This is a genomic window from Nocardioides malaquae (assembly GCF_015070385.1).
GTDB lineage: Bacteria > Actinomycetota > Actinomycetes > Propionibacteriales > Nocardioidaceae > Nocardioides > Nocardioides malaquae.
Genome location: NZ_JADCSA010000008.1, coordinates 39,584 through 60,315, shown reverse-complemented (window position 1 = coordinate 60,315; position 20,732 = coordinate 39,584). Strand labels below are relative to the sequence as shown.

The following is a 20,732-nucleotide window of genomic DNA, read 5'->3' as shown; positions in this document are numbered from 1 at the left end:
CCAGCGCCCACCGACAACTACGGCGCGTCCAGCCATGGTGCGGCGGAGGGAGCCGCGACCCCTACAGCTTCCTGAGCCGGACGTACCGCACGGAGTGGTCGGAGTCCTTGCGCAGCACCAGCGTCGCCCGGCTGCGGGTGGGCAGCACGTTCTGCGTCAGGTTCGGTCCGTTGATGGAGTCCCAGATCCGCCGCGCCTCGTCGACCGCGGCGTCGTGGGTGAGCTGGGCGTACTTGGAGAAGTAGGAGGCCGGGTCGCGGAAGGCCGTCTCGCGCAGCCGCAGGAAGCGGTCGACGTACCAGTTGCGGATGTCGCTGAGCGCCGCGTCGACGTAGACGGAGAAGTCGAAGAAGTCGCTGACCGCCAGGCCCGTACGCCCGTCCTCGCGCACCCGCGCGGGCTGCAGGACGTTGAGGCCCTCCACGATGACGATGTCGGGACGGTTGATGACGACCTTCTCGTCGGGCACGACGTCGTAGACGAGGTGGGAGTAGGTGGGGGCCTCGACCTCGTCCTTGCCCGACTTGATGTCGACCACGAACTTCAGCAGCGCCCGCCGGTCGTAGGACTCGGGGAACCCCTTGCGCTGCAGCAGGCCGCGCTTCTCCAGCTCGGCGTTGGGGAAGAGGAAGCCGTCGGTGGTCACCAGCGCGACGTTGGGGTGCTCAGGCCAGTGGGCCAGCATCTGCTGGAGCACGCGTGCGGTGGTCGACTTGCCGACCGCCACCGAGCCCGCGATGCCGATGACGAAGGGCGTACGCGGTGGGTGCTGGCGCAGCAGGAACGCCTCCTGGGCGCGGTGGAGCTGGCTGGCGCTCTCGACGTACATCGACAGCAGACGGGAGAGCGGGAGGTAGACCTGCTCGATCTCGTCCAGGTTGAGCGCGTCGCCCAACCCGCGCAGCTGGTTGATCTCCTCGGTCGTCAGCGGGGAGTGGGTGCCGGTGGCCAACGACGCCCACGCCGCTCGGTCGAGCTCGACGTAGGGTGAGGACTCCTCCGGTGCAGACACGTTGGCATTGTTGCACCGCGCCTGGGGATAGAATCACTCCCCATGTGCGGAATCGTGGGCTACGTGGGGGCCAAGCAGGCGCAGGACGTCGTGATCGAGGGTCTGCGCCGACTGGAGTACCGGGGCTACGACTCCGCCGGGGTGGCGTTGGCCCACGAAGGTTCGGTGGTCTGGGACAAGCGCGCCGGCAAGCTCGCCAACCTCGAGGGAGCGATCGCCACCCAACCGCTGCCCGAGGCGACGACGGGCATCGGTCACACCCGCTGGGCCACCCACGGTGCCCCCAACGACGCCAACGCCCACCCCCACCTGGGGCAGCAGGGCCGCCTGGCGGTCGTGCACAACGGCATCATCGAGAACTTCGCGGCGTTGCGCACCGAGCTGGAGAAGGCCGGTCACGCCCTCAAGTCGGAGACCGACACCGAGATCGCCGCCCACCTGCTCGAGCTCGAGGTCGAGGCAGGTCACGACCTCACCACCGCGATGCAGCGGGTGTGCCAGCGCCTCGAGGGCGCCTTCACCCTGGTTGCGCTCGACGGTGCGGACCCCTCCCGCGTGGTCGCCGCCCGTCGCAACTCCCCGCTGGTGGTCGGTCTGGGCGAGGGCGAGAACTTCCTCGGCTCCGACGTCGCCGCCTTCATCTCCCACACCCGCGAGGCGCTGGAGCTGGGCCAGGACCAGATCGTCACCATCACCGCCGATGGCGTCGAGGTCATCGGCTTCGACGGCACCCCCGCCCAGGGTCAGCAGTACCACGTCGACTGGGACCTGACGGCCGCCGAGAAGGACGGCCACGACTGGTTCATGCGCAAGGAGATCTTCGAGCAGCCCGCCTCGGTGGCCGACTCGCTGCTGGGCCGCCGCGACGAGTCCGGCAGGCTCCAACTCGACGAGATGCGTCTCGACGACTCCGAGCTGCGCGACATCGACAAGATCATCATCATCGCGGCCGGCACCTCGTTCTACGCGGGCATGGTCGCGAAGTACGCCATCGAGCACTGGACCCGGATCAGCGTCGAGGTTGAGCTCGCCAGCGAGTTCCGCTACCGCGACCCGATCCTCACCCAGTCGACCCTGGTGGTCGCGATCAGCCAGTCTGGCGAGACCGCCGACACCCTCCAGGCGATCCGCCACGCGCGCCTGCAGCGCTCCAAGGTGCTGGCGATCTGCAACACCAACGGCTCGACCATCCCGCGGGAGTCCGACGGCGTCATCTACACCCACGCCGGCCCGGAGATCGGGGTCGCCTCCACCAAGGGCTACGTCACCCAGCTGGTGGCCTGCTACCTGCTCGCGCTCTACCTTGCCCAGGTCAAGGGCACGCTCTTCGGCGACGAGATCAACGCGGTCGTCGACCAGCTCGACGAGATGCCCGGCCACATCCAGACGGTGCTCGGCCAGGCCGACCAGGTCTACGACTTCGCCCGCTCCCACGTCGACACCCGGTCGGTGCTCTTCCTGGGCCGTCACGCCGGCTACCCGGTGGCCCTCGAGGGTGCGCTCAAGCTCAAGGAGCTGGCCTACATCCACGCCGAGGGCTTCGCCGCCGGTGAGCTGAAGCACGGTCCGATCGCCCTGATCGAGGAGGGGCTGCCGGTCTTCTGCATCGTGCCCCCGCGGGGCCGCGACCAGCTGCACGACAAAATGCTCAGCGGCATCCAGGAGGTGCGGGCCCGTGGCGCGCACACGATCTGCCTGGCCGAGGCCGACGACACCACGATCGAGCCCTACGCCGACGCCCTGATCCGCCTGCCCAAGGTGCCGGTGCTGCTCCAGCCGCTCGTCGCGGTCATCCCGCTGCAGCTCTTCGCCTGCGAGCTGGCCACCGCGATGGGCCACGACGTCGACCAGCCGCGCAACCTGGCGAAGTCCGTCACCGTCGAGTGACGGCCCGAGCCGTGCGGCGGGAGCGAGAGGTGTCGTCGTGGCGGTGATCGGGATCGGCATCGACGTGGCCGACGTCGCGCGCTTCGGCGCGTCGCTGGAGCGTACGCCCGGCTTGCGCGAGCGGCTCTTCACGCCCGCCGAGGCCGCGCGAGCGGTGGAGTCCCTCGCGGCTCGGTTCGCCGCGAAGGAGGCGCTGGCCAAGGCGCTGGGTGCCCCGCCCGGGTTGGCGTGGCACGACGCCGAGGTCGTCTCCGAGGCGTCGGGCCGCCCGCGCTTCGAGCTGCGTGGTTCGGTGGCCGCCGCGGCGAGCGAGCTGGGGGTCGAGCGGGTGCACCTCTCCCTCTCCCACGACGCCGGAGTGGCCACGGCGATGGTGGTGCTGGAAGGCTGACCTCCGGCTGGTCGCCGCCACCGGTTCAGGCGGTCCAGTGGAGCTCGTTGCCGTGGCCGTGGGCGTGACCGACCATCCGGCCGTCGAGTCCCAGCGCGAACGCCCGGCGTCCTGTCGGCACGTCCGGTCCGGTCGCGGCGATCGACGGCAGCACTCCCGGTGCCTCGTTGCTCACCCAGTGGCAGGCGCCGGCGGCGACCAGGCTGCGTACGAGGTGGTCGTAGCGCTGGCGGTCGTCGGGGGAGAGGTAGGCAATGACGACGCTGTTGAGCACCACGACGGTGCCGTGCCCCGACGCCTCCTCGACCAGCCGCGGCAGCTCGTCGAGCAGGTTGCCCCGGCGCACCGGCGGCGGGTCGGTGCGGGCGACGGCCAGCGCGTGGCGCAGCCGCTCCCGTCGCTCGTCCTGCTCGGGCCAGACCAGCTGCTCGAGCCAGGCCGTCTGCTCGGCGTCGGTGACGTCGAGCGGGTTGAGGTCGACCCCGCAGCGCCACGCCACCTCGGGCACGCGGGCGGGCAGCGGTGCCGGTCCGACGACGCGGCTGCGCAGCGTGCCGGCGGGCGGGCCGTCGGGCTCGAGGCGCACGACGCGGTCGCCCTCGTCGGCGAGCGTCCACTCGTAGGCCCACCGGTCGAGGGTGAGGTTGAGGCCGGCGGACGACCCCACCTCCACCACGGCCAGCGGGCCCTCCACCCGGGCGAGGACGGGCAGGAGGGTGGCGAGTCGGCCCACCTCGTTGGTCTGGGTGGCGTGGCTGAGGATCGTGGCGCGGATCGTGCCGTCGTCGGCCAGCAGTGCCTCACGCAGGGCCGCGTAGGGACCGGGTGCGGGGACGCCGTGGCGGCGGGCAGCGGCGAAGACCAGGTTGGGCTGCTGCTTGATTCCCGGCAGCGTCCCGATCCAGTCGACGACCTCCGGGTCGTCTGCCACGCCCCGCGCCCAGGCGACGAAGGTGGGGGAGTCGCCGGCCTCGCGGGCGAACTCGCTGTAGGCCTCCACGACGTCGCGGTAGGGGTCCATGACCCGATGCTAGGGGGTGCTGCGCCCCACTACGCTCGGGGCCATGAGGCAGGCCCACACCGTCGCTCAGGTCCGTGCAGCCGAGGAGCAGGCCATCGCCGCCGTCGGCGACGAGGCCCTGATGCAGCGTGCCGCGACCGGGCTGGCGGTCGCGGTCGCCGACGAGCTCCGGCGGCGCCGGGGACACACGTACGGCACCCGCGTGCTGCTGCTCGTAGGCGCCGGCAACAACGGGGGCGACGCGCTCTTCGCGGGAGCCTGGCTGGCGCGCCACGGGGTGGCCGTGCGGGCGCTGCCGCTGGCGGAGCACCCGCACGCGCCCGGGCTGGCGGCCCTCCTGGCTGCCGGGGGCCGGGCCGTCGACCTGCCGGGGGCGGTCGGGTTCGACGCCGACCTGCTCGTCGACGGCATCGTCGGCATCGGAGGCAGCCCGGGGCTGCGGCCCGACGCCCAGCAGGCCGTCGAGGCGCTCGCCGGGGTGCCGGTCGTCGCCGTCGACCTGCCCTCGGGGGTGGCCGTCGACACCGGCGAGACCCCGGAGCCCCACGTGCAGGCCGAGGTGACCGTCACCTTTGGCACCCACAAGGTCGCCACTCTGGTCGATCCCGCGGCCGCGGCCTGCGGGGAGGTCCGCCTGGTCGACATCGGCCTGGTCCTGCCGGACGCCGACGTCGAGGCCCTCGAGGCCGCCGACGTCGCGACGCTCCTGCCGGTGCCCGGGCGGGCGTCGCACAAGTACACGCGCGGCGTGGTGGGCGTACGCGCCGGGTCGCGCGCCTACCCGGGCGCGGCGTTGCTCTGCGTCGCCGGTGCGGCCAGCGGGATGGCGGGCATGGTCCGCTACGTCGGGCCCGACGAGGTCGACTCCCGGGTGCGTCAGCGGTTCCCCGAGGTGGTCGGCGCCGGTCGGGTGCAGGCGTGGGCCGTCGGGTCGGGTGGCGACGACGAGGCGGCGGCGGCGCTGGCCGCGGCGTTGGGCGACGACGTCCCGGTGGTCGTCGACGCCGACGCCCTGCGCCACCTGCACCACCGCCGAGGACCCTCGGGCCTCGTCCTGACACCGCACGCGGGGGAGCTCGCCGCGCTGCTCGGTGAACCCCGCGGCGAGGTGGAGGGCGCGCCGCTGCGCCACGCACGAGACGCCGCCCGGCGGTGGGGCGCGGTGGTGCTGCTCAAAGGTCCCCGCACCCTCGTCGCCGACCCCGGCGGACGGGTCCGGGTGAACTCCACCGGCACACCCTGGCTGGCCACCGCCGGCGCCGGCGACGTGCTCACGGGCCTGGTCGGTGCCCTGCTCGCGAGTGGCCTCGACCCCTTCGACGCGGCCAGTGTCGGGGCGTGGTTGCACGGGGCGGCGGCGAGCCGCGCGGGCCGGGGCGGACCCCTGGTTGCCAGTGACGTGGCTCACGCGCTGCCGGAGATCGTCGGCGCGCTCGCCAGCGAGGTGTGAGACTGGGGGGATGAGTGAGCGGGCGCACCCGGCGCGAGCCGAGATCGTCGTCGACCTCGACGCGGTCGCCCACAACGTCTCCACACTCCGCGACCTCGTCGCCCCCGCCGCGCTCATGGCGGTGGTCAAGGCCGACGGCTACGGCCACGGGATGTCCGCCGTGGCGCGCACGGCCCGGGCCGCGGGCGCGACCTGGCTGGGTGTCGCCACGCCCGAGGAGGCCCTAGCGCTGCGCGCGGCCGGCGACACGGGCCGACTGCTCTGTTGGCTGGCCGCCCCCGGCGACTCCTACGAGGAGGTGCTGGCCGCCGACGTCGACGTCGCGGCCTACGACGTCGCCCAGTTCGACGAGGTCGCCGCGGCGGCGGGCCGGGCGGGCGTGACCGCGCGGGTGCACCTCAAGATCGACACGGGCCTCTCCCGCGGGGGAGCCACGGCTGAGCAGTGGCCCGGCCTGTGCGCCCACGCGCGGCAGGTCGAGGCCAGCGGAGCTGTCCGGGTCGTCGGGGTCTGGTCGCACCTCGTGGCCAGCGACGAGCCCGGCCACCCTGTGACCGACCTGCAGGCGAAGGCGTTCGACGAGGCGGTGGCGCTCGCCGAGAAGGCCGGCCTGCAGCTGGAGGTGCGCCACCTGGCCAACTCGGCCGCCGCGATCCACCGCGCCGACCTGAGGCACGACCTGGTGCGCTGCGGCATCTCAATCTACGGGCTCGACCCTGCGCCGGGCGTACCGTCGCCGGTCGACCTGGTGCCGGCGATGACGGTGCAGGGCCGCCTGGCGTTGACCAAGTCGGTGCCGGCCGGGGCGGGGGTCTCCTACGGCCACGCCTGGGTCGCGACCGAGGAGACCACGCTCGGCCTCGTGCCGGTCGGCTACGGCGAGGGAGTGCCGCGAGCCGCGAGTCCGGGAGCGGAGGTCTGGGTCGCCGGGCGTCGGCGGCCGGTGCGCGGCAAGGTCTGCATGGACCAGCTCGTCGTCGACCTGCACGGCGACTCCGTGGCGGCGGGGGAGCGGTACGTACTCTTCGGACCCGGGGACGCCGGCGAACCGACCGCGCAGGACTGGGCGGAGGCCGCCGGCACCATCAACTACGAGATCGTCACCCAGCTCGGCGGGCGCCTGACCCGCCGCTACGTGGGGAAGGACCAGTCGTGAGTCGGCACAGCAAGGCCTGGGGAGTGGCTGCGGGTCTGGTCGGGGTCGCGGCCGCGGGGGCGACCGCGCGGGCGGTGCAACAGATCCAGGCACGCCAGGGCGCCGGTGACGCCACCGAGTTCGGGGCACTGACCTCGCCGTCGCTCAAGGTGGTGGCCGACGACGGCATCGACCTCCACGTGGAGATCGACGAGGCCGACCCGGACCGGCAGACGCCACTCACCGTGGTCTTCGTGCACGGCTACACCCTGAGCCTGCAGGCGTGGCACTTCCAGCGTGCCGCCTACCGCGGTCTGGTGCGGACCGTCTTCTACGACCAGCGCTCCCACGGCCGCTCCGACCGGTCGGCGGGCGAGAACTGCACGATCGCGCAGCTCGGCCGCGACCTCAAGCGCGTCATCGAGACGACCACCGACGGCCCTGTCGTCGTGGTCGGCCACTCCATGGGTGGCATGAGCGTGATCTCGTTGGCCGCCCAGTTCCCCGAGATGTTCGGCAGCAGGATCGTCGGCACCGCCCTGATCGCGACCACGGCCGGTGGCATGGACCCCGGACGGATCCTCTTCCCGATGCTGCCGCTGGGCTCGGTGAGCGGTCAGGCGATCGCCCGACTGGTGCGCGTCCTCGATCGCGGTCACCTGCTCGTCGACCGGCTGCGTGCCACCGGCTTCCGGCTGGCCGAGCTGGTCGTCGACCGGTTCTCCTTCGGCGACGACGTGCCCCGCAACTACGCCGAGTTCGTCTTCGACATGATCGACGCAACGCCCTTCGAGGTGGTCGCCGACTTCTACCCGGCCTTCGCTGCGCTCGACCACTACGACGACCTGGCGGCGCTCGGGCTGGCGCCCTGCACCGTGATCGGTGCCACCACCGACCGCCTGACCAGCATCGGCCACAGCCGCAAGCTGCACTCCCGCATCCCGGGCTCCGACCTCCTCGAGGTGGAAGGCGCGGGTCACATGGTGATCCTGGAGCGCCACGACGAGGTCAACGCCGAGCTCGACCGGCTCTTCGAACGGGCTCTGCACCACGCCCAGGACCTCAAGGAGCGGACCGAGGCATGACCCCGGGCACGAACCCCGTCGTGGAGGTCACCAGCGTGGGTGCGGAGGCGGCCGAGGAGGTGTACGCCGTGGTGCGGGCCGCGTTCGCCGACCGACCGCCCCTCGACCCGCCCGCCGACGCGCTGGGCGAGACGCCCGAGACGATCGCCCGCGCGCTGGGGCGTTCGCGTGGCCTGCTGGCGCGCTCCGACGGCCGTCCGGTCGGGGCCACCTTGCTGGACCGGCGCGGCGACAGCGTCTTCCTGCGCCGGTTCGGGGTGGATCCCCGCGCCCAAGGGCAGCGGGTGGCCTCGTTGCTGCTGGAGGCCGCCGGGCGCCACGTCCCGGGCCAGCGCCGCGTGGGCGTGCTCGCGCGTCCGGAGCTGCCCGCCACCGTCGACTTCTGGCGGGCCAAGGGGTTCGAGGACGGAGGCACCGTGGGTCCGTGCCTCCAGCTGTGGCGCGACCTGCCGACCCGCCACGAGGTGCGCGACGCGGAGGCGATGCGTGACCTTGGGTGGCGCACGGCCCGTCTGCTCGAGCCCGGTGACCTGCTCATGCTCAGTGGTGAGCTGGGTGCCGGCAAGACGACCTTCACCCAGGGCCTGGGTGAAGGGCTCGGGGTGCGTGGGGGCATCACCTCGCCCACCTTCGTGATCGCCAGGGTCCACCCCTCACTGGTGGGTGGGCCCGACCTCGTGCACGTCGACGCCTACCGGCTGGGCGGGATCGAGGAGCTGGACGACCTCGACCTCGACACCGCCCTCGACGAGGCGGTGACCGTGGTCGAGTGGGGCGCGGGGCTGGCCGAGGGCCTGGCCGAGCGACGCCTGGAGGTGCGGATCACCCGGGCGCTCGGCGGGGAGACCACCGGCGACGCAGGTCACGGTGCCGTGCCCGGCGACCTCGCCGACCACGACCCCCGGGTGGTCGAGCTCCACTGGGTCGAGGGTCGGTAACCTCGCAGGATGCTCCTCGCCTTCGACACCGCCACGCCCCTGGTCACGGTGGCGTTGCACGACGGCCGTGACGTCGTGGCCGAGCGGGTCTCCGACCGCCCGATGAAGCACGGTGAGTCCCTGGCGCCGCTGATCGACGCAGTGATGGCTGATGCCGGCCGGGGTCGTCGCGACGTCACCGCGATCGCCGTGGGCGCCGGGCCGGGCCCCTTCACCGGCTTGCGGGTCGGGCTGGTCACCGCCCGCACGCTGGCGTTGGCGCTCGACGTCGAGGTCCGAGCGGTCTGCACGCTCGACGTGCTCGCGGTCGAGGCCCACGAGACCGGTGCGGTCTCCGGCGACTTCCTGGTCGCCACCGACGCCCGCCGCAAGGAGGTCTACGTGGCCTCCTACCGCGACGGCGTACGCGTGCAGGGCCCTGCGGTGCGCAAGCCCGCCGACGTCGCCAGCGACCTGCCGGTGGTCGGTGAGGGAGCGACGCTCTACCCCGACGCGTTCCCGCACGCCGTCGGGCCCGCCCGGCCCAGCGCCGGCTGGCTGGCCCGGGTGGTCGCCGAGGAGCGTGCGGAGCTGCTCGACCCCGAGCCGCTCTACCTGCGCCGCCCCGACGCCGTGGCGCCGGCGGCGCCCAAGCCCGTCTCGTGAGGTCGGTCCGACCGGCCACGACCGACGACCTGGCCGCGGTCACAGCGCTCGACGCGGCGCTCTTCCCCGACGAACCGTGGGACCTGCCGGCCTGGCAGGGGCTGCTCGACACCGCCGGTCGTCGGCTGCTGGTCGCCGCCGACGACGCCGACCGTCCCGTGGGCTACGCCCTGACCGGGCTCGTCGGCGACTTCGCCGAGCTGCTCCGCATCGCGGCCGACCCGACCGTGCGTCGTCGCGGCGTCGCCACCGCGCTGCTCGCCCGCGCCTGCGCCGAGGCCCGCAGCAACGGTGCGGAGCGTCTGCTGCTGGAGGTGGGGGAGGCCAACACCGGCGCTCGGGCCCTCTACGCCGCCGCTGGTTTCGTCGAGATCGACCGCCGCCCCCGCTACTACCGCGACGGCTCCGCCGCGCTCGTCCTCGAGCGGGCGCTGGCCTTCGACACCCACACCTCCGGGAGGATGGACCCATGAGCGACGAACCTCTGGTGCTCGGCATCGAGACCTCCTGCGACGAGACCGGCGTCGGCATCGTGCGGGGCCACACGCTCCTGGCCGACGCGGTCGCCAGCAGCGTCGACGAGCACGCCCGTTTCGGCGGTGTCGTGCCCGAGGTCGCCAGCCGGGCCCACCTCGAGGCGATGGTGCCGACCATCGAGCGGGCCTGCGAGACCGCCGGGATCCGGCTCTCCGACGTCGACGCCATCGCGGTCACGAGTGGCCCGGGGCTGGCCGGTGCGCTGCTCGTCGGCGTCGCAGCCGCCAAGTCGCTGGCCTGGGGCCTGGGCAAGCCGATCTACGGCGTCAACCACCTGGCCGCCCACGTGGCGGTCGACCAGCTCGAGCACGGTCCGCTCCCCGAGCCGTGCCTGGCGATGCTGGTCTCCGGCGGCCACTCCAGCCTGCTGCAGGTCACCGACGTGACGGTGGGCGTCGACCCGCTCGGCGCCACCATCGACGACGCCGCGGGTGAGGCCTTCGACAAGGTCGCCCGCCTGCTGGGGCTGGGCTTCCCCGGCGGTCCGCACATCGACCGGGCCGCGGCCAGCGGCAACAGCGTCGCCATCGACTTCCCCCGTGGCCTGACCTCGCGCCGCGACCTGGAGCGTCACCGCTTCGACTTCTCCTTCTCCGGCCTCAAGACCGCGGTGGCCCGGTGGGTGGAGGCCCAGCAGCGGGCCGGGGCCACCATCGACGTGCCGGACGTGGCCGCCTCCTTCCAGGAGGCCGTCTGCGACGTGCTGACCCGCAAGGCGATCGACGCGGCCGTCACCCACGGCATCGACGACATCCTGATCGGCGGTGGTGTGGCGGCCAACAGCCGGCTGCGGGCGATGGCGACCGCGCGGGCCGAGGCGAAGGGGATCCGGGTGCGGGTGCCACGCCCCGGCCTCTGCACCGACAACGGCGCGATGGTCGCCGCACTCGGTGCCGAGCTCGTCGCACGGGGGCGTACGCCCTCGGCCCTCGACCTGCCGGCGGACTCGAGCCAGCCGATCACCACCGTCGTCGCCTGAGGCGTCGAGGGTGGTGACCGACTGGCTGTCGCTCTCTCGGTCGGTCGGCCTCTCCGGGTGTCAGGGCTGGACCGGGGGAATGAACGGGAAGTCGCCGTCCGTGCCCGGCACCATGTCGGCTGCCTGCTCCACCTCACCGGTGACGGAGACCCGGAAGAGGCGCCACTCCCGGTCGGTGAAGTCGTAGCTGTCGACCACGAGGTGGTCCGACCCCTCCCAGGTCGCGTTGCCGAGGCCTCGGTCGTCCCCGGTCGGGTCGATCCAGAAGAAGACCTTGCCCGTGGCGGCGTCGGCGACCCCGATCCGGCTGGGTCCCCACCCGTCGGAGTCGCGGTCGACCACCGTCATCCAGCGTCCGTCGGGGGAGAAGGACCACACGTGGACGTCGCAGTTCTTCCACCGGGTCTGTCCGTCGGTGCCGAGGTCGATCAGCCTCGTGCACCCGGTGTTCTCGAAGGCGGCGGGCATCTCGGGTCCCGCCGCGAAGTCCTCGTGGGCCGCGCTCACGTGGACCACGGCCTCCGAGACCGGGGTGATCGTCCCGTCGCCGGTGATGACGTCGGGTCCGTTCTCGCTCCCGTAGCTCACGACCACGCGGCAGCCCTCGACGTCGGACTCGTCCACGCAACCCGCCCCGCCGGTCAGGTCGACCGGGTCGCCATGGTTCCCCGGCAGGGTCGCCAGCTCGCGGGTCCGGCCGCTGTCGTCCATCAGCATGAGCGTGCGCCCGGTGGTCCAGGCGACCAGCTCGTGGGTGTCCGAGACCGCAAAGCTCTGGGCCTCGAACTCCCGAAGGATGGCTCCGTCGGCGTCGAGGAGCACCACGGTGCGCTCCACGCCGTTGTCGCGTCCGGCGGCCCAGCGCTCGCCGAGTCGGGCCACCTGGTCGGTGCCGTCGGGCAGCGCGTCGTGAGGCGGGGCGGCGCCCGTGAAGCTCGGGTGTGCCCAGTCGAGCGGGTCGTCCCCGCGCGGGGAGTCCTCCTCCAGCGTGACGTCGTCCCGGGGTGCGGGGACCAGCGACGGGCGCGGCACGGCGGTCGGTGCCTGGGTCGCGGGACCGGGTGTGGCACCCGTGCCGTCGCCGTCCAGGGCCATGAAGCCGGCGGGGGTGAGCACCGCTGCGGCGACCGCGGCGACCGCCACGCCGGTGACGGTGCGACGCCGGCGGACCCGGCGGGCGCCGGCCTTGACGTCGGCCAGGTCGAGGGGCGCGTGGGGGTGTGCAGGCACGTGGTCGCGCAGCGCGGCGCCGAGGCGCTGGCCGGTCAGGTCGTCGTTCATCGGTCCTCCTGGGGGGCGAGGCTGCGGGGCGCGCGGTCGCGCAGGGTGGCGAGGGCTCGGCTGCACTGGGACTTCACGGTGCCGACGGAGACGCCGAGCACCTCGGCGGTCTCGGCCTCGCTGAGCTCCTCGTAGTAGCGCAGGACCACGACGGCCCGTTGCCGGGGGGAGAGGGTCTGCACGAACTCCCAGAGCTCGCGACTGGTGCCCTCGTCATAGTGGTCGCTGGCGCCGCGGTCGGGCACCTCGTACGTGGAGTGCTCGCGCCTCTTGAACGCGCGGCGCCACAGCGACGTGTGCTCGTTGACCAGCACGCGACGGGCATAGCTGTCGATCGAGTCGGCCCTGCTCACCCTGTCCCACGCGAGGTAGACCTTGGCCAGGGCCGTCTGCAGCAGGTCGGCCGCGTCGTGCGGGTTGCCGGTGAGCGCCCAGGCGGTGCGGTGCAGCGCGGGTTGGCGCACCAGAAGCCATGCCTCGAAGTCGGCGTCGCGAGTCACCCCCTTGCCCGCCACCGGTGCCTCCATCTGTGTCGTCGTCACGATCCTGCCTCTCCCACGATGCTGTCCGCCACTGCGTCCGGTCTCCGCGACGCGCCAGCGACGCGTCTCACTGCCCAGACGCCATGGGGACACGCAGGGTTGCACGCGGGCTGGGAGAGGGTGCACGGAGGCACGCGAACTGAGGTGCCTTCGGGGGATGTTGGTGGTGGTAAAGGCGGTGCGGTTGCGCTTGCATGGCGTCGTGGTGTGATGGACGTCTCCACCGTTGAAACGTCCATCAACTACACGACGTAGTAGTTATCTACTACTGTCCGTAGTAGTAGTTCAGTTGGTCGGAACGTCCGGCCGTTGAGCCAGACAAAGGAGTCCCTCATGCGTGCCACACTCGACAAGCTCATCTCCTGGACCGGGATCCTGCTCGCGCTGGTCCTGCTGGTGGCAGGAGGGCTCCTCACCTGGGGCGCCACCTTCATCGGAGACCAGGTCGACCAGCAGTTCGGCGACCAGGACATCACCATGCCGACCAAGGAGGCCATCGAGGCCGACGAGTCACTCTCCGACGAGGACCGTGACACGCTGATGGAGTTCGAGGGCACCACCCTCGACAACGGCCCCAAGGCCCGCGCCTACGCCGACCACTACATCAAGGCCCACATGGAGGCCAGCACCTTCGGCGTCAAGGCAGCGCTGGAGGAGAAGGGCGTCAACACTGACGAGATGACCTTCCCGCTGACCTACGAGTCGGCCGGTGGCGTGGCTCGTGCGGTCGAGGCCGACACCGAGCTCAACGAGGCTGACAAGGCCGAGCTGCTGGAGGCCGTGGGCGCCAACCGCGACTCGCTCTTCAAGGGCAACACCCTGCGCGGTCTGCTCCTCTACGGATACGCCTTCGCCACCATGGGCACCATCGCCGGCTACGCCGCCATCGGCGCCTTCGTCGGAGCTGCCCTCTTCCTGATCCTGGGCATCCTGGGTCTGGTCCACGCTCGCAAGGCCGCCGAGGCCCGAGTCTGAGCTCGGCGCCTGAGCCACACAGGCGCCACCCACAGCGAGACCCCCGCACCTGTCGTGCGGGGGTCTCGTGCTGCGTGGGGTAGGCGCTGCGGTCAGTCGAGGAGGCGGGTGCGGCGCCAGCCCTCGAGGCTGTCCCAGGCCCAGATCACGACAGCTGCCACCAGGACGATCGTGTGGGTCACGCCGGGGTCGAACTCCGCCCACTGCGACTGGGCGTGGGCGATGAAGGCCGGGTTGAGCAGCCGCTCCTCGTAGGCCAACCAGGCGACCGGTGCCGCAAGGATGGCCGCGGTGACGGTGTTGACCACTGCGAAGGGGGTCGTCCAGGTCGCGCCGGCGCGATACTTCACCACCTCGAAGCAGGCCTCCAGGGCCAGCGCCACCAGCACCAGGGGCAGCCAGAAGGACCAGAGGCTCGGGTCGAGCACGGGCAGCCGTTCGCCCGCGTCGGTGACGAACGGCAGCACCTGCTGCCAGACGACGAGGCCAGCGAGGATGCCGAGCCACACGACGTTGGTCACCGTCTCGCCCAACGCCCCCCGTGGGCCGGCGGGCAGCTCGGGCAGCTGCTCGGGGCGCCAGGGCTCGGCGCCGAGGTCGGCCGCGGACGTCTGGTCGCTGCGTTCGACGATCGCGAACGTCACGGTCACCCAGAAGGCGATCTGCACGACGAGGCTGAAGCCGATCCACGCCGCGCGTCCGAGGGCCTCGAGCGGGCCGTCGCCGGTGAGCGAGCCGATGACGGCGGTCGCCGTGACCGCGATGGGCACGGCGACGACGGTGATCGCCTTGAGTGTGCGGACGTAGGTCGGGAAGTGCTCCGGCCCGATCAGGTGCTGCGGCGTGCCTGCGTAGGAAGCGGCGAGGGCGTCCGGGTCGCCGAGCTCGACCAGGGCTGCGTGCTCGGCCGCCTCCGGCGAGAGGGTGGGGTCCTGGACCTGCAGCGAGTCGACCCGGTCGGCGATGTCGGCGCGCAGCTCGAGGGCCACGTCGTCGCGCTGGTCGTCGCCCAGGCGCCGGGTGGCCGCGTGGACGTAGCGTTCGGCCAGGTTGGGGGTCGGGGTGTGGCGGCGGGTGGTGCGCATGGAGGTCACCTCAACTTCTCGATGGATGCGTGCAGGCCCGCCCACTCGGCGAGCAGGGACTCGAGGACGGCGACGCCGTCGTCGGTCGAGCGGTAGAACTTCCGCGGGCGGCTCTCCTCGGTGTTCCACTCGCTGGTGAGCAAGCCCTGCTTCTCGAGCCGGCGCAGCAAGGGGTAGAGGGTGTTGCCGTCGACGGCGAAACCCGCGTCGGCGAGCTGCTCGAGCAGGGCGTAGCCGTAGGTGGGTCGGGTCAGCGTCGCCAGCGCGGCAACCACCACGGTGCCGCGCCGCAGCTCCTGGAGGTGTCCGGCCAGCACGTCATCCCTCATGGCCGAAACAATAGTGTGTCTCACGCACTATTGTCCATGGACCGCCCTCCGGGCGCTCTCGCGTCAGAAGGGGCGCACGTGGAGGACACGGCCGACACCGGCGATGCGGGTCAGCACGATGGTGGCCTCCTCGTCCCCGGTCAGGGCGAGGCGCTTGCGGAGCTGCTCGGGCACGACGTCGACGCCGCGCTTCTTGATCGTCAGCGTGCCGATGTTGCGCTCGGCGAGCGCTGCCTTGAGCTGCTTCTCCCGGAAGGGCAGCTCCTCGATGACGTAGTAGGACTTCATGAAGGGGGAGCGGAAGGAGGCGTCGCTGGTGACGTACGCGATGTGCTCGTCGAGCAGTCCGCCGCCGACGCCCGCGGCGATCGCGGTCACCAGTCCGGCGCGGATCACCGCTCCGTCGGGCTCGTAGAGGTGCTGGGCGAGGTCGACCACGGGGCGGTCTGCCTGCCCCTGGTAGGGGTCGTCCTCGTCGGTGAGGCTGACCAGGCCGTCGCCCGAGATCACGGTGGCGCGACGTCGCACCGTCGCCAGGGCCGGCGACCACAGGGCCGCCTCCTTGACCTCGCCCTGGTCGCTGACCCACTCCGCCTCGACGCCCTCGGGCACGAGGTCGTGGCCGATGCCGGGGGCCACCTTGACCACCGACGTACGGCCCAGCAGGTCGAGCACGAAGGACCACGGGGGCGTCCAGCCCGTCTCGTCGAAGACCCGGCCCCGGGCGCTGCGGCGTGCAGGGTCGGCGAAGGCCGCCCCGAATCCGGAGAGGTCGAGCTCGGTGGAGTCGGCCACCATCGTGGCGCCGGGCAGCCCCAGGGCGTCGAGGTTGGCCTGGGCAATCCGGGCGCGCACGGGGTCGAGGTCGACGCCGGCGGCGGTGAGTCCGGCCCGGGCGAAGGCGACCAGGTCGCCGCCGATGCCGCAGCCCAGGTCGACCACGGAGGAGGGTTGGGCCGCGGCCAGTCGCGCGGCGCGGTGAGCGGCGACCCGCTGGCGCGTGGCCTGCTCCAACCCGTCGGGGGTGAAGTACATCGACAGCGCGTCGTCGCCGAGCTTGGCGACCGCCCTCACGCGCAGCTGCACCTGGGTCAGGGCTGCGGCGGCCCGTTCGGCGTCCGGTTCGACCTTGCGTACGGCGGCGGCCGCGGCGAGCGGGTCACCGTCGTGGTCGGCGTACAGGTGAGAGGCGCGCTCCAGCAGGCGCTGTCCGTCGTCGGTCAGCAGCCACAGGAAGGTGTCGAGGTCCACCCCCGCATCCTCCACCATGGGGCCCCGGTGCACCCGTCTGGCACTCGATTGAGGGGAGTGCTAACGTCTGATCTGGCACTCTCACCTCGAGGGTGCCAAGTGGCCGTGACGGCCTGCGACCCCCGCGACGGCGCAGGCTCGACGGTCCGCCTGCCGACCGGCAGATGCCGAGCCGGCCAGGCACCACGAGACATCACCCAGACATCAGTGGAGAAAGTGGAGGTCGACATCGTGTCGGTCAACATCAAGCCCCTCGAGGACCGGATCGTCGTCAAGCCCCTCGAGGCTGAGCAGACCACGGCTTCCGGCCTGGTCATCCCGGACACCGCCAAGGAGAAGCCCCAGGAGGGCGAGGTCGTGGCCGTGGGCCCCGGCCGCTTCGCGGACAACGGCTCCGACCGCCTCCCGGTCGACGTCGCCGTGGGCGACAAGGTCATCTACAGCAAGTACGGCGGCACCGAGGTCAAGTACTCGGGCGAGGAGTTCCTCATCCTCTCCGCGCGCGACGTGCTGGCGATCGTCGGCTGAAGAAGCAGTCCTGTGACCGGACGTCACGCCGGCGTCGCACCCCACCGTGGTGCCGCCGCGTGACGTCCGTTCGCGTCTCCCGACCCACCTGAGCAAGGAGCAGCAATGCCCAAGATCCTGGAGTTCGACGAGAACGCTCGTCGTGCCCTCGAGCGCGGTGTCGACGCGCTCGCCAACACCGTCAAGGTCACCCTCGGCCCCAAGGGCCGCTACGTCGTGCTCGACAAGAAGTGGGGCGCCCCGACGATCACCAACGACGGCGTCTCCGTCGCGCGCGAGGTCGAGCTGGACGACCCCTTCGAGAACCTCGGTGCCCAGCTCACCAAGGAGGTCGCGACCAAGACCAACGACGTGGCCGGTGACGGCACCACCACCGCGACCGTGCTGGCGCAGGCGATGGTCCACCAGGGCCTCAAGGCCGTGGCCGCCGGCGCCAACCCGATGAGCCTCAAGCGCGGCATGGACGCCGCCGCGGAGGCCGTCAGCGACGCGCTGCGCGAGGCGGCCCGCGAGGTCGACTCCAAGGAGGACATGGCCTCGGTCGCCACGATCTCCTCGCGCGACCCCCACATCGGCGAGCTGCTCGCCGAGTCCTTCGACAAGGTGGGCAAGGACGGTGTCATCACCGTCGACGAGTCCAACACCATGGGCACCGAGCTCGAGTTCACCGAGGGCATGCAGTTCGACAAGGGCTACATCTCGGCCTACTTCGTGAGCGACCCCGAGCGCATGGAGGCCGTCCTGGACGACCCCTACGTGCTGCTCGTCCAGGGGAAGGTCTCCGCGGTCTCCGACCTGGTGCCGCTGCTCGAGAAGGTCATGCAGACCGGCAAGCCGCTCTTCATCCTCGCCGAGGACGTCGAGGGCGAGGCGCTCTCGACCCTGGTCGTCAACAAGATCCGCGGCACCTTCAACGCCGTCGCGGTCAAGTCGCCGGCCTTCGGTGACCGCCGCAAGGCGATGATGCAGGACATCGCCGTGCTGACCGGCGGTCAGGTCGTCGCCCCCGAGGTCGGCCTCAAGCTCGATCAGGTGGGCCTCGAGGTGCTCGGCAAGGCGCGCCGCGTCGTCGTCACCAAGGACAACACCACGATCGTCGACGGCGCCGGTGAGGCCGCGGAGGTCGAGGCCCGGGTCAACCAGATCAAGGCCGAGATCGAGAACACCGACTCCGACTGGGACCGCGAGAAGCTCTCCGAGCGCCTCGCCAAGCTCGCCGGCGGTGTGTGCGTGATCAAGGTCGGCGCCGCCACCGAGGTGGAGCTCAAGGAGAAGAAGCACCGCATCGAGGACGCCGTCTCCGCGACCCGCGCCGCGATCGACGAGGGCATCGTGCCCGGCGGTGGGTCGGCCCTGATCCACGCCGTGCAGGTGCTCGAGGGCGACCTCGGCCTGACCGACGACGAGGCGCTGGGCGTACGCATCGTGCGCAAGGCCGCCGACGAGCCGCTGCGCTGGATCGCCGAGAACGGTGGCGAGAACGGCTACGTCGTCATCACCAAGGTGCGTGAGGGCGGGCAGGCCGAGGGTCCCGAGTTCGGCTACAACGCCGCGACCGAGGAGTACGGCAACCTGGTCACCCAGGGCGTCCTCGACCCGGTCAAGGTCACCCGCTCGGCGCTCGTCAACGCGACCTCGATCGCCGCGATGCTGCTCACCACCGAGACGCTCGTGGTGGAGAAGCCCGAGGACGAGGACGAGGCTCCGGCTGCCGCCGGCCACGGCCACGGCCACGGTCACTGAGCCGCCGACGCCTTTGACGCACGGCCCGCCACCCTCCCGGGTGGCGGGCCGTGCTGTATGTGTGGACGGCGTCGGCAGAGGTGCTGGGCCGGGCCCTGCTTGAAAGCGTCGGTGCGGTGGGGCAGGCTCACCAGCACCTGCCGGGAGGACGTCCCGGCGTCCCCCAGGATGTGAGGTGGCCCGTGCAGCAGGTCAAGGCAGTGGTGGCGCTCCGCAAGGATGCGCCCGTCGAGGTCGTCACGATCAACGTGCCCGACCCGGGCCCCGGTGAGGCCGTGGTGAGGGTGCAGGCCTGCGGGGTCTGCCACACCGACCTGCACTACCGCCAAGGTGGCATCAACGACGACTTCCCCTTCCTGCTCGGCCACGAGGCCGCCGGCATCGTGGAGGCCGTCGGCCAGGGGGTCACCGAGGTGGCCGTCGGCGACTTCGTGGTGCTCAACTGGCGCGCGGTCTGCGGGCAGTGTCGCGCCTGCGACCGTGGCGAGCCGCAGTACTGCTTCGCCACCCACAACGCCACCCAGAAGATGACGTTGGCCGAGGGCGAGCTGGCCGGCACCGAGCTCAGCCCCGCGCTCGGGATCGGGGCGTTCGCCGAGAAGACCCTCGTGGCAGCCGGCCAGTGCACCAAGGTCGACCCCGCCGCTCGGCCCGCCGCCGTCGGCCTCCTCGGCTGCGGCGTGATGGCCGGCCTCGGTGCTGCGATCAACACGGGCGAGGTCACTCGAGGCAAGACCGTCGCCGTGATCGGTTGCGGCGGCGTGGGCATGGCTGCTGTCGCCGGTTCGGTGCTGGCCGGGGCCGCCAAGGTGATCGCCGTCGACATCGATGACCGCAAGCTGGAGAAGGCCCGTGCCATGGGCGCCACCCACACCGTGAACTCTGCGCAGGCCGACCCCGTCGAGGCGATCAAGCAGATCGTGTGCGGCAACGGAGCCGAGGGTGCCGACGTGGTGATCGAGGCGGTCGGTCGCCCGGAGACCTGGAAACAGGCGTTCTACGCCCGTGACCTGGCCGGCACCGTCGTCCTGGTCGGCGTTCCGACGCCCGACATGAAGGTGCCCGACATCCCGCTGATCGACGTCTTCGGACGCGGCGGGGCGCTTAAGTCGTCGTGGTACGGCGACTGCCTGCCCAGTCGCGACTTCCCCATGTTGACCGACCTCTACCTCCAGGGTCGTCTCGACCTGGACGCCTTCGTCACCGAGGAGATCGGGATCGACGACGTCGAGGCCGCGTTCGAGAAGATGCACGGCGGCGACGTGCTGCGCTCCGTCGTCGTGATGGAAGGGGCCTCGCGATGAGTGTGCGTGTGGACCACGCCGTGGTGTCCGGCACCTTCTCCCTCGACGGGGAGACCCACGACGTCGACAACAACGTCTGGGTGGTGGGCGACGACGCCGAGTGCGTCGTCATCGACGCCCCGCACGACGTGGAGGCGATCATGGCCGTCGTCGGAGACCGCAAGGTGAAGGCCATCCTCTGCACCCATGCCCACGACGACCACGTCCGCGTGGCTCCCGAGCTGCGGGAGCGGACCGTGGCCCCGATCCTGCTGCACCCCGACGACCGGCCGCTGTGGGAGCTCACCCACACCGACCACCTCTGGGACGTCGACCTCTCCGACGGTCAGGAGCTGACGGTCGCGGGCACGGTGCTGCGCGTCCTGCACACCCCGGGGCACGCCCCGGGGGCCGTCTGCCTCCACGCCCCCGACCTGGGCTGCGTGTTCACCGGCGACACCCTCTTCGAGGGTGGTCCCGGCGCCACCGGACGCTCCTTCAGCGACGCCGACCTCATCGTGCGGTCGATCCGTCAGCAGCTCTTCGCGCTGCCCGAGGAGACGGTCGTCCACACCGGCCACGGCCCGGACACCACCATCGGCGCCGAGCGGTCTCGGCTGGGGGACTAGACTCGC

21 protein-coding genes are annotated in these 20,732 nt (G+C 72.0%); 14 read left to right on the top strand and 7 right to left on the bottom strand.

The annotated features are described in order from the left end of the window. Positions 1-61: 61 nt before the first annotated feature. Positions 62-1,012: a type I pantothenate kinase gene (gene coaA / locus IEQ44_RS09705; protein ID WP_193638268.1), complete on the bottom strand. Its 951-nt coding sequence runs from the start codon at positions 1,010-1,012 to the stop codon at positions 62-64. 42 nt (positions 1,013-1,054) lie between these two features. On the opposite strand from coaA, the gene glmS reads away from it, so the two are divergent. Together glmS and IEQ44_RS09695 are read left to right on the top strand one after the other, a co-directional pair. After that, a complete protein-coding gene (gene glmS, locus IEQ44_RS09700; RefSeq protein WP_193638267.1) occupies positions 1,055-2,899 on the top strand; it encodes a glutamine--fructose-6-phosphate transaminase (isomerizing) in 1,845 nt (614 codons plus the stop codon). Between the two features lie 37 nt (positions 2,900-2,936). Next, entirely contained in the window at positions 2,937-3,290 is a 354-nt protein-coding gene (locus IEQ44_RS09695; protein ID WP_193638266.1) for a holo-ACP synthase, read from the top strand. 25 nt (positions 3,291-3,315) lie between these two features. On the opposite strand, the gene IEQ44_RS09690 is transcribed toward IEQ44_RS09695, so the two are convergent. Continuing rightward, a complete protein-coding gene (locus IEQ44_RS09690; protein WP_193638265.1) occupies positions 3,316-4,311 on the bottom strand; it encodes a DUF2332 domain-containing protein in 996 nt (331 codons plus the stop codon). Positions 4,312-4,354: 43 nt separating this feature from the next. Between IEQ44_RS09690 and IEQ44_RS09685 the strand changes: the two genes are divergently transcribed. The 7 genes from IEQ44_RS09685 to tsaD are packed head-to-tail and all read left to right on the top strand — an operon-like array spanning position 4,355 to position 11,080. Next, positions 4,355-5,761: an NAD(P)H-hydrate dehydratase gene (locus IEQ44_RS09685; protein WP_193638264.1), complete on the top strand. Its 1,407-nt coding sequence runs from the start codon at positions 4,355-4,357 to the stop codon at positions 5,759-5,761. A 10-nt stretch (positions 5,762-5,771) separates the two neighbouring features. Further along, entirely contained in the window at positions 5,772-6,917 is a 1,146-nt protein-coding gene (alr, locus tag IEQ44_RS09680; RefSeq protein ID WP_193638263.1) for an alanine racemase, read from the top strand. Further along, positions 6,914-7,981: an alpha/beta fold hydrolase gene (locus tag IEQ44_RS09675; RefSeq protein WP_193638262.1), complete on the top strand. Its 1,068-nt coding sequence runs from the start codon at positions 6,914-6,916 to the stop codon at positions 7,979-7,981. The genes alr and IEQ44_RS09675 overlap by 4 nt, the downstream gene beginning before the upstream one ends. Continuing rightward, on the top strand, positions 7,978-8,919 hold the full coding sequence (gene tsaE / locus IEQ44_RS09670) for a tRNA (adenosine(37)-N6)-threonylcarbamoyltransferase complex ATPase subunit type 1 TsaE (RefSeq protein WP_193638261.1): 942 nt from the start codon (positions 7,978-7,980) through the stop codon (positions 8,917-8,919). Before IEQ44_RS09675 ends, tsaE begins: the two co-directional genes overlap by 4 nt. 9 nt (positions 8,920-8,928) lie before the next feature. Further along, positions 8,929-9,564 carry a tRNA (adenosine(37)-N6)-threonylcarbamoyltransferase complex dimerization subunit type 1 TsaB gene (gene tsaB / locus IEQ44_RS09665; protein WP_193638260.1) on the top strand — a complete coding sequence of 212 codons (636 nt, stop codon included), beginning with the start codon at positions 8,929-8,931 and terminating at the stop codon, positions 9,562-9,564. After that, on the top strand, positions 9,561-10,037 hold the full coding sequence (locus IEQ44_RS09660; RefSeq protein WP_193638259.1) for a GNAT family N-acetyltransferase: 477 nt from the start codon (positions 9,561-9,563) through the stop codon (positions 10,035-10,037). The genes tsaB and IEQ44_RS09660 overlap by 4 nt, the downstream gene beginning before the upstream one ends. Next, the gene (gene tsaD, locus IEQ44_RS09655) at positions 10,034-11,080 is read left to right on the top strand and encodes a tRNA (adenosine(37)-N6)-threonylcarbamoyltransferase complex transferase subunit TsaD (protein WP_193638258.1); all 1,047 of its coding nucleotides are present in this window, start codon (positions 10,034-10,036) and stop codon (positions 11,078-11,080) included. Before IEQ44_RS09660 ends, tsaD begins: the two co-directional genes overlap by 4 nt. Before the next feature lie 60 nt (positions 11,081-11,140). Here the strand turns inward: tsaD and IEQ44_RS09650 are convergent, their stop codons facing one another. Next, on the bottom strand, positions 11,141-12,361 hold the full coding sequence (locus IEQ44_RS09650; RefSeq protein ID WP_193638257.1) for a hypothetical protein: 1,221 nt from the start codon (positions 12,359-12,361) through the stop codon (positions 11,141-11,143). After that, positions 12,358-12,903 carry a SigE family RNA polymerase sigma factor gene (locus IEQ44_RS09645; RefSeq protein WP_319804596.1) on the bottom strand — a complete coding sequence of 182 codons (546 nt, stop codon included), beginning with the start codon at positions 12,901-12,903 and terminating at the stop codon, positions 12,358-12,360. The genes IEQ44_RS09650 and IEQ44_RS09645 overlap by 4 nt, the downstream gene beginning before the upstream one ends. Positions 12,904-13,236: 333 nt before the next feature. Between IEQ44_RS09645 and IEQ44_RS09640 the strand changes: the two genes are divergently transcribed. Further along, positions 13,237-13,878: a hypothetical protein gene (locus tag IEQ44_RS09640; protein WP_193638256.1), complete on the top strand. Its 642-nt coding sequence runs from the start codon at positions 13,237-13,239 to the stop codon at positions 13,876-13,878. A gap of 92 nt (positions 13,879-13,970) precedes the next feature. On the opposite strand, the gene IEQ44_RS09635 is transcribed toward IEQ44_RS09640, so the two are convergent. The 3 genes from IEQ44_RS09635 to IEQ44_RS09625 form a co-directional block, all read right to left on the bottom strand. Further along, a complete protein-coding gene (locus IEQ44_RS09635) occupies positions 13,971-14,963 on the bottom strand; it encodes a permease prefix domain 1-containing protein (RefSeq protein WP_193638255.1) in 993 nt (330 codons plus the stop codon). A 5-nt stretch (positions 14,964-14,968) separates the two neighbouring features. After that, the gene (locus tag IEQ44_RS17695) at positions 14,969-15,292 is read right to left on the bottom strand and encodes a PadR family transcriptional regulator (protein ID WP_193638254.1); all 324 of its coding nucleotides are present in this window, start codon (positions 15,290-15,292) and stop codon (positions 14,969-14,971) included. A gap of 63 nt (positions 15,293-15,355) precedes the next feature. Further along, positions 15,356-16,543: a class I SAM-dependent methyltransferase gene (locus IEQ44_RS09625; protein ID WP_193638253.1), complete on the bottom strand. Its 1,188-nt coding sequence runs from the start codon at positions 16,541-16,543 to the stop codon at positions 15,356-15,358. Between the two features lie 231 nt (positions 16,544-16,774). Here IEQ44_RS09625 and groES point away from each other — a divergent pair, with 231 nt between their 5' ends. The 4 genes from groES (at position 16,775) to IEQ44_RS09605 (ending at position 20,726) form a co-directional block, all read left to right on the top strand. After that, entirely contained in the window at positions 16,775-17,071 is a 297-nt protein-coding gene (gene groES, locus IEQ44_RS09620; RefSeq protein WP_193638365.1) for a co-chaperone GroES, read from the top strand. Positions 17,072-17,176: 105 nt separating this feature from the next. After that, positions 17,177-18,814, top strand: coding sequence for a chaperonin GroEL (groL, locus tag IEQ44_RS09615; protein WP_193638252.1), 1,638 nt, complete (start codon positions 17,177-17,179; stop codon positions 18,812-18,814). Between the two features lie 182 nt (positions 18,815-18,996). Further along, complete coding sequence (locus tag IEQ44_RS09610) at positions 18,997-20,118, top strand: S-(hydroxymethyl)mycothiol dehydrogenase (RefSeq protein ID WP_193638364.1); 1,122 nt, start codon at positions 18,997-18,999, stop codon at positions 20,116-20,118. Then, on the top strand, positions 20,115-20,726 hold the full coding sequence (locus IEQ44_RS09605) for an MBL fold metallo-hydrolase (protein ID WP_193638251.1): 612 nt from the start codon (positions 20,115-20,117) through the stop codon (positions 20,724-20,726). Before IEQ44_RS09610 ends, IEQ44_RS09605 begins: the two co-directional genes overlap by 4 nt. The last annotated feature ends 6 nt before the right edge of the window (positions 20,727-20,732 follow it).